Here is a 7,330-nt window from a genome sequence, read left to right as displayed (position 1 = left end):
CAACCGACCACCCACCAGCCGCCTGTCACCAACGTGACGGCCGAGTACACCTAGAGGCAGCGAACAGCCCGTTCGCTGCGACCTGGCCGCGCGTCGGGCATGACGGCGGGGTCCGGCGCGTTGCGCGGGGCATGACATCGCGAGTGGTGCAGTACCGGCGCTTCGGCGGGCCCGAGGTCCTCGAGGTCGTCGACCGCGAGGACCCGGTGCCCGGCGAGGGCCAGGTGCGTCTGCGCGTCCGGGCGGCGGCGGTGAACCCGCTGGACTGGAAGCTGCGCTCGGGGGCCATGGCGAGCGGGGACGCGCCCGCGGCGCCGAAGGTGCCCGGGTTCGACGTGGCCGGGGTCGTGGACGCGGTCGGGGACGGCGTCGTCGACCTGGCGGTGGGCGACGAGGTGGTCGGCAAGGCGACCGGCGGGTCGTACGGCGAGACGGCGCTGGCGGCGGCGAAGGCGCTCGTCCGCAAGCCCGCCGAGGTGTCCTGGGAGGTCGCGGCGGCGGTGCCGACCGGCACCACGACCGCGGCCCGCGCGCTCGCCCTGCTCGGGCTGGGCGAGGGCGACCACACCGGCACGACGCTGGTCGTCGACGGGGCGTCGGGCGGCGTGGGCGTGTACGCGGTGCAGTACGCCGTGGCCCGCGGGGTCACCGTGATCGGGACCGCGAGCGAGGCCCACCAGGACGACGTCCGCGCGCTGGGTGCGACCCCGGTCGTCTACGGCGAGGGCGTCGCCGACCGCATCCGGGCCGTCGCGCCCCAGGGCGTCGACCGCGCCTTCGAGACGTCGGGCAAGGGCGCACTGCGCGACCTCGTCGCCCTCACCGGCTCGCCCGACAAGGCCGTCACGATCGCCGACTACGCCGGCGCGCAGGAGCTCGGCGTCACCTTCACCTCGGGCGGCGACGCCGACACCGAGCGCGAGGTCCTCGCCGACGCGCTCGCCCGCGTCGTCGACGGCCGGCTGCGCACCACCGCCGTCGTCACCTACCCCCTCGACCAGGCCGGGAAGGCGCAGGACGACAACCAGTACGGGCGCGTGTCGGGGAAGCTCGTCCTGCTGCCGTGACGGCGGCGGGCGGCTACCCGCGGGCGCGCAGCGCGGCGTCGTAGAGCGCGTTCGCCGAGACCCCGTGCGCCGCAGCCACCTCGCGCGCGGCGTCCTTGAGACGGCGCCCGTCGGCCGCGAGCCCGAGGACCTCCGCCGCGAGGTCCTCCGGCTCCGGCGTCACGGGCGCCGCAGGGCCCAGCACCACCGTGATCTCGCCGAGGACGTCGCGCTCCCCCGCCCACGCCGCGAGCTCGGCGAGGGTGCCGCGCACGACCTCCTCGTGGGTCTTCGTCAGCTCGCGGCAGACCGCCCCGCGACGCTCCCCGCCGAGCTCGGCCACCGCCACGGCGAGCAGGCCGGCCAGCCGCCGCGGCGACTCGAAGAAGACGGCGGTGCGCGGCTCGGTCGCGAGCGCGCGGAACCACGTCCGGCGCTTGCCCTCGGCGCGGGGCGCGAAGCCCTCGAAGCAGAAGCGATCGGTGGGCAGGCCGGACAGGGCCAGCGCCATGAGCACCGCGGACGGGCCGGGCAGGCACCGCACCGCCAGGTCCTCGGCGAGGCACGCGGCGACGGCCCGGTAGCCGGGGTCGGACACACTCGGCATGCCGCCGTCGGTGACGAGCAGCACGGTCTCCCCGCGGCGGACCGCGTCGACGAGCCCCGGGGTGCGCGCCACCTCGTTGTCCTCGCGGAAAGTCACGACGCGCCCGCCGACCTCGACGCCCAGGTCGGACGCCAGGCGCGCGAGCCGTCGCGTGTCCTCGGCGGCCACGACGTCGGCCGTGGCCAGCGCGTCGCGGAGGCGGGCGGAGGCGTCGCGCGGGTCGCCGAGCGGGACTCCACCCAGCAGGAGCACCCCGTCCGACCCCGTCGCCATCGCCGCAACCCTACGATCGGACCCCGTGACGGCCCCGAGCACCATCGCGCGCCCGGCGCCGGGACACCACCCGGCACCGCGGCCGGCGCCCCAGGACGCCCCGGCCGTCGCGCAGCTGCTCGGGCGCCCGATGCCCACCGACCGCGTGCGCGGCTGGGTCGTCGCGCTGGTCCTCACGGTGATCGGCGGCGTCGTCCGCTCCTGGGACCTCGGCTGGCCCACCGACCAGGGCACCCCGATCTTCGACGAGAAGCACTACGTGCCCCAGGCGTGGCAGGTGCTGCGCAACGGCGGCTACGAGGACAACCCCGGCTACGAGCTGGTCGTCCACCCGCCGCTGTCGAAGCAGCTCATGGCCGTCGGGCAGTGGATCTTCGGCTACGACCCCGTGGGCTGGCGGGCGGCGTCCGCGCTCGCGGGCACGCTGTGCATCCTCGCGATCATCCGGATCGCGCGGCGGATGACCCGATCCACCCTGCTCGGCGGGCTGGCCGGCGTGCTGCTCATCGCCGACGGCGTCAGCCACGTCTCCGCTCGCGTCGGGATGATCGACGTCTTCCCGGCCCTGTTCGTGCTGCTCGCGTTCGGCGCGCTGCTGGTCGACCGCGACGAGGTCCGCGCGCGCCTCGCGGTCGTCGTCGCCGAGGGGCGGATCGCGGACACGCTCTACGGGCCACGGCTGGGTGTCCGCTGGTGGCGGCTGGCGGCCGGCGTCTGCCTGGGGCTCTCGCTCGCCGCGAAGTGGTCGGGGCTGTACTACATCGTCTTCTTCGGCGCCCTGCTGCTCGGCTTCGACGCCGCCGCCCGACGCGCGGCGGGCGTCGCGCGGCCGTTCCTCGGGACACTGGTGCGTGACGTCGCGCCCGCGGCCTGGGCGTTCCTCGCGGTGCCGGTGCTCTGCTACCTCGCGAGCTGGCTGCCGTGGATCGCCAGCGAGACGGGCACCGACCGCCACGCCGTCGGCCAGCAGATCCCCGTCGGCGGGCCGCTGGGCTTCCTGCCCGACTGGCTGCAGGGCCTGGCCTACTACAGCACCAAGGTCCTCGAGTTCCACGCCACGCTCGACACCCCGCGCGGCTCGCCGCACCCGTGGGAGTCGAAGCCGTGGAGCTGGCCGATGGGCCTGCGCCCGATGCTCTACTACTACGAGTCGGGCACCGGCGAGCTCGGCTGCGGGTCGCCGTCGTGCGTGTCGGCGGTGATGCTCATCGGCACCCCGGCGCTGTGGTGGATCTCCCTGCCCGTGCTCGGCTGGTCGATCTGGCGGGTGGCGACGGCCTTCGACTGGCGCCACGCCGCCGTGCTCGTGGGCTACGGCGCGGGGTTCCTGCCGTGGTTCACCAACCTCGACCGGCAGATGTACTTCTTCTACATGACGCCGGTCGCGCCGTTCCTGGTGCTGGCGATCGTGCTGGCGCTCGGGGAGTTCCTCGGCCGCCGCGAGCAGGGGCTCGAACGCCGGCGCACCGGCACCCTCGTCGTCGGCGTCTACACCGGCCTCGTCGTGGCGAACTTCGCGTGGCTGTGGCCGATCCTGGTCGGGACGTGGATCACCGCCGACCGCTGGAACGCGGAGCTCTGGCTGCCCTCCTGGCGGTGACGCCCTCCCCGACCCGGTCGGGGTGGAGGAGCCGTGTCCTCGGGACACGGGTCGGCGGAGCCGGCCGCGGGCGGGGAGGCGTGCGCCCGGGTCACGGGTCCTCGGTAGCGACCGGTCGACCCGTGTCCTCGGGACACGGGTCGCCGGTCGGTTCCCCCGGCCCGGAGACGACGAACGCCCGGGCCGAGGGCCCGGGCGTTGCGGTGAGGGGTGGAGCTGAGGGGAATCGAACCCCTGACCTACTCGATGCGAACGAGTCGCGCTACCAACTGCGCCACAGCCCCTGGTGCGACGCTCACTCTAGCAACGTCGCGGATCAGTCCCGGACGGCGGGTCGGGCCGCCTCACGCACCCGCCGCACGGCGATAGCCGTAGGTGCGCTCGCCGTCGAGGTCGTGGAAGGCCGGGTCGTCGTCGGTGTCGCCGACCAGCTCCATGTCGGCGGGCACCGGCGGCGGGGGCGTGCGGGGGGCCGCCCAGCGGGGCCCGTCGTCGCGGTCCCGGTGGTCGCCACGACGGGCCTCCGGGACCGCGTGGTCCTCGGGCTCGTCGTCGGCGTCGTGCGCGTCGTACTCCGCGTCGATCCAGTCGGCGTCGCGGTAGGCGGCCATGCGGGCGTCGTGCTCGGCCTGGCGGGCGCGGCGGGCCTCCAGGGCGCGGCGCTCCCCGGACTGGCGCGCGGCCCGGCGGGCGCGCACCTCCTCCTCGATGCGCGTCTGGCGGCGCAGGAAGACCAGGTAGCCGACGAGGACGACGTCGGCGGCGACGTGCAGCCACCACATCGCGCTGGTCACGACCAGGGCCGCCAGCGCCGAGAGCACCGCGACCGCGATCAGGCCGAGGGCGACCCGCTGCCGGAACGCGTAGCGCGCGTGCGCCGCGGCCTCGGCGGCCTCGGCGTCGAACCCGCCCCGTCCCGGGCGGTAGGGGCGCAGCGCGCCACCGGGCCCGGCGTCGTCCGGGTCGTCCAGGTCGTCGTCGAGGTCGTCGTCGCGGTCGTCCAGCTCGTCCTCGTCGCGCAGCTCGTCGTCGTACCGGTCCTCGAGGTCATCGAGGTCCTCGTCGGCGAGGTCGTCGTCGTAACGATCGTCGAGCTCGTCCTCGTCCACCTCGTCCGCCACGTCCACCCCGGCCCGGCGCGGCAGCACGCGCTCCCGCCCGGTCGGCCGCGGGTCCTCGTCGAGGTCGTCGAGGTCCTCGAGGTCGTCGAGGTCGTCGCGCTCGGCGTCGAGGTCGAGCTCGGCGTCGAGGGCCTCGGGGGTCTCGTCGTCGCGCTCGGCGAGGGCCGTGGCGGCGACGGCGCCACCCCGCCCGTTCGCGGGGCCGGACGCCGACCCGGCTGCCGCCGCACGCTCGCCGCCGGCACGTCCGTCCGTCTGCGCTGTGGTCACGGCGACCTCCTCGATCGGGGGCGCGCCGGCCGTCCTCGGCAGCACCCGGGCACTCAGGTCGGCCTCGGCGGGACGCGGGACCATCTGGCGGCGGCGTGCGACGACCGGCACGAGCACGACCAGCCACGCGAGGACCAGGGCCGCGAACACGACCGAGCTCGGCACCGCAGACCTCCCACCCCGACCGACCGCGACGCCCGGATCCGGGTCGCCGCACGCGCCACGCTAGTCACACGAGCCCCGCGCGCCCCGGAGCCGACGCGGCGTGTCGTGCGCGGGCGGTGACGAGATCCCTCCAGTAGGGGAACCTGCACCTCGAGGGTCGGCGCGCTTTACCACTCGACCGGATGGCGCGCCAGGGTTGAGGTCTGGGCCATGTGGGTGTCGCTGCCGCGCACGCCTCACGCTCGCTCGGCCCGGCCGGCCCGCAGCAGCCGCGCGACCAGGCCGTCGGGCAGCACGTCCTCCTCGGTGACGGCGAGGACGAGGTGGTCGCGCCAGTCGCCGTCGACCTCGAGGTAGCGGCGCAGCAGCCCCTCCTCGCGGAACCCGAGCTTGGCGAGCACCCGCAGGCTGCGCGCGTTCTCGGGGCGCACGGTCGCCTCGACCCGGTGCAGGCCGACGCGGCTGAAGCAGTGGTCGACGGCCAGGGCCACCGCCGCGGTCGCCGCCCCACCGCCGGCGACGTGCGCACCGACCCAGTAGCCGACGTAGGCCGAGAGCAGCGGCTCCCGCACGACGTTGCCGATGACGACCTGCCCGGCGAACTCCCCGTCGACGAGCAGCGTGAACGGCAGCGCCTGCCCCGCGCGGCCCATCGAGCGCAGCGCGGCCCAGCGCCCCGGCCACTCGGCGAGCGCGTTCCGGTCGGCCCACGGCCCGGGCAGGGTCGGTTCCCAGGGCGCGAGGTGCTCCTCGTCGCGCAACCGCGTGCGCGACCACGCCGCGCCGTCGCGCAGCCGGACCGGGCGCAGCTCGACGACCCCCGCCGGCACGCGCAGCGCGCGGGTGCGCGCGGGCCACCCCGGGTGGCGGCCGGTCGGCCGGGCACCGCCCCAGGGAGATCGGGACACGCGCGTCAGCTGCGCGGCGCGAGGAACGACACCCGCACCGGGGCGTCCATGCCGAGCTCGGTGGTGTCCTCGTCGACGACGATGAGCGCGTTGGCCTCGGCGAGCGACGAGAGCAGGTGCGAGCCGGAGCTGCCCAGCGGCTGGGCCAGGTACTCCCCGCTCGCGCGGTCGCGCAGGAGCCGCCCGCGGACGTAGCTGCGTCGCCCGGGCGGCGAGGAGACCGGGGAGAGCAGGGCGGCGGTGACCTCGCGGCGGTGCAGCTCCTGCTTGCCGAGGGCGAGGCGTATCAGCGGGCGCACGAGCACCTCGAACACCACGAGCGCCGACACCGGGTTCGCGGGCAGCAGGAACGTCGGGACCTCCTCGGCGCCCAGGCGCCCGAAGCCCTGCACGGAGCCGGGGTGCATGGCGACGCGCGAGACGTCGACGGGCCCGAGCTCGGACAGCGTGTCCTGGACGTCCTCGCCGAGCCGCCCGCCGACGCCGCCCGCGACGACGACGACCTCCGAGCGCGCCACCGCCGACTCCACGGCCTCGCGCAGCGCCACCGGGTCGGTCGACGCGATGCCCAGGCGCGTGACCTCGGCGCCGGCGTCGGCGGCCGCCGCGGCCAGCGCGTAGGAGTTGACGTCGACCACCTGGCCGGTGCCGGGCGTGCGGTCGAGGTCGACGAGCTCGTCGCCGACCGCGAGCACCGAGACCCGCGGCCGCGGGTGCACGAGCACCTTCGTGCGCCCGACCGCGGCCAGCAGTCCCACCTGGGCCGGGCCCACCGCGGCCCCGCGGCGCACGGCGACGTCGCCCGGTGCCACGTCCTCGCCGACCCGGCGCACCCAGCCGGCCGACGGCACGGGCGCCTTGACGGTGAGGCGGGCGCGGTGGCCGGTGCCGCGGTGGCTGGGGTCGTCGGCGGCGTCGGTGTGGTCGTAGGGGGCGACGGCGTCGGCGAGGGTCGGCAGCGGCGCACCGGTGGCCACGCGCACGGCCTGGCCGGGCTGCAGCCGGTGGGCCTGGCGGGAGCCGACGGCGACCTCGCCGACGACGGGCAGCTCGACGGGCTCCTCGGCCGCGGCGCGCACGTCGACGCTGCGCACGGCGAACCCGTCGACGGCGGCCTGGTCGAAGCCCGGCAGGGCCCGGTCGGCGACGACCTCCTCGGCGCAGAGCAGTCCCTGGGCCGACGAGATGTCCACCCGGATCGGGGCCGGCCGGACCGCGGCGTCGAGCACGCGGCGCAGCTGGGCCTCGACCGTCCTCACCGCTCGAGCCTCCGCATGGCCGCCATCGTCCTACGCCGGGCGTGCCGCCGGGGGTTCCGACGCGCCCGACACCGGGGTTCG

At 76.4% G+C, this 7,330-nt stretch carries 6 protein-coding genes and 1 tRNA gene; 2 read left to right on the top strand and 5 right to left on the bottom strand.

Annotated features, from left to right (window positions below; translation table 11 throughout):
- Positions 1–131: 131 nt before the first annotated feature.
- A complete protein-coding gene (locus tag PH190_RS27740) occupies positions 132–1,067 on the top strand; it encodes an NADP-dependent oxidoreductase (RefSeq protein WP_274234768.1) in 936 nt (311 codons plus the stop codon).
- Positions 1,068–1,080: 13 nt separating this feature from the next.
- Here PH190_RS27740 and rsmI read toward each other — a convergent pair whose 3' ends face one another.
- On the bottom strand, positions 1,081–1,926 hold the full coding sequence (rsmI, locus tag PH190_RS27735) for a 16S rRNA (cytidine(1402)-2'-O)-methyltransferase (RefSeq protein ID WP_274234767.1): 846 nt from the start codon (positions 1,924–1,926) through the stop codon (positions 1,081–1,083).
- Between the two features lie 130 nt (positions 1,927–2,056).
- Here rsmI and PH190_RS27730 point away from each other — a divergent pair, with 130 nt between their 5' ends.
- Entirely contained in the window at positions 2,057–3,526 is a 1,470-nt protein-coding gene (locus tag PH190_RS27730; protein ID WP_274234772.1) for a dolichyl-phosphate-mannose--protein mannosyltransferase, read from the top strand.
- 211 nt (positions 3,527–3,737) lie between these two features.
- On the opposite strand, the gene PH190_RS27725 is transcribed toward PH190_RS27730, so the two are convergent.
- From PH190_RS27725 to glp, 4 genes are all read right to left on the bottom strand, one after another.
- Positions 3,738–3,810 (bottom strand) — tRNA-Ala (locus tag PH190_RS27725).
- A gap of 60 nt (positions 3,811–3,870) precedes the next feature.
- Positions 3,871–5,082, bottom strand: coding sequence for a divisome protein SepX/GlpR (gene sepX, locus PH190_RS27720; RefSeq protein WP_274234766.1), 1,212 nt, complete (start codon positions 5,080–5,082; stop codon positions 3,871–3,873).
- A gap of 236 nt (positions 5,083–5,318) precedes the next feature.
- Positions 5,319–5,990, bottom strand: coding sequence for a GNAT family N-acetyltransferase (locus PH190_RS27715; RefSeq protein WP_274234765.1), 672 nt, complete (start codon positions 5,988–5,990; stop codon positions 5,319–5,321).
- A 5-nt stretch (positions 5,991–5,995) separates the two neighbouring features.
- The gene (gene glp, locus PH190_RS27710; RefSeq protein WP_274234764.1) at positions 5,996–7,249 is read right to left on the bottom strand and encodes a molybdotransferase-like divisome protein Glp; all 1,254 of its coding nucleotides are present in this window, start codon (positions 7,247–7,249) and stop codon (positions 5,996–5,998) included.
- Positions 7,250–7,330 lie beyond the last annotated feature (81 nt).

The sequence above is a fragment of the Actinomycetospora straminea genome (genome assembly GCF_028737255.1).
Taxonomy (GTDB): Bacteria; Actinomycetota; Actinomycetes; order Mycobacteriales; family Pseudonocardiaceae; genus Actinomycetospora; species Actinomycetospora straminea.
Note: the sequence above shows the minus strand (reverse complement) of the source record. Positions and strands in the feature narration are given on the sequence as shown.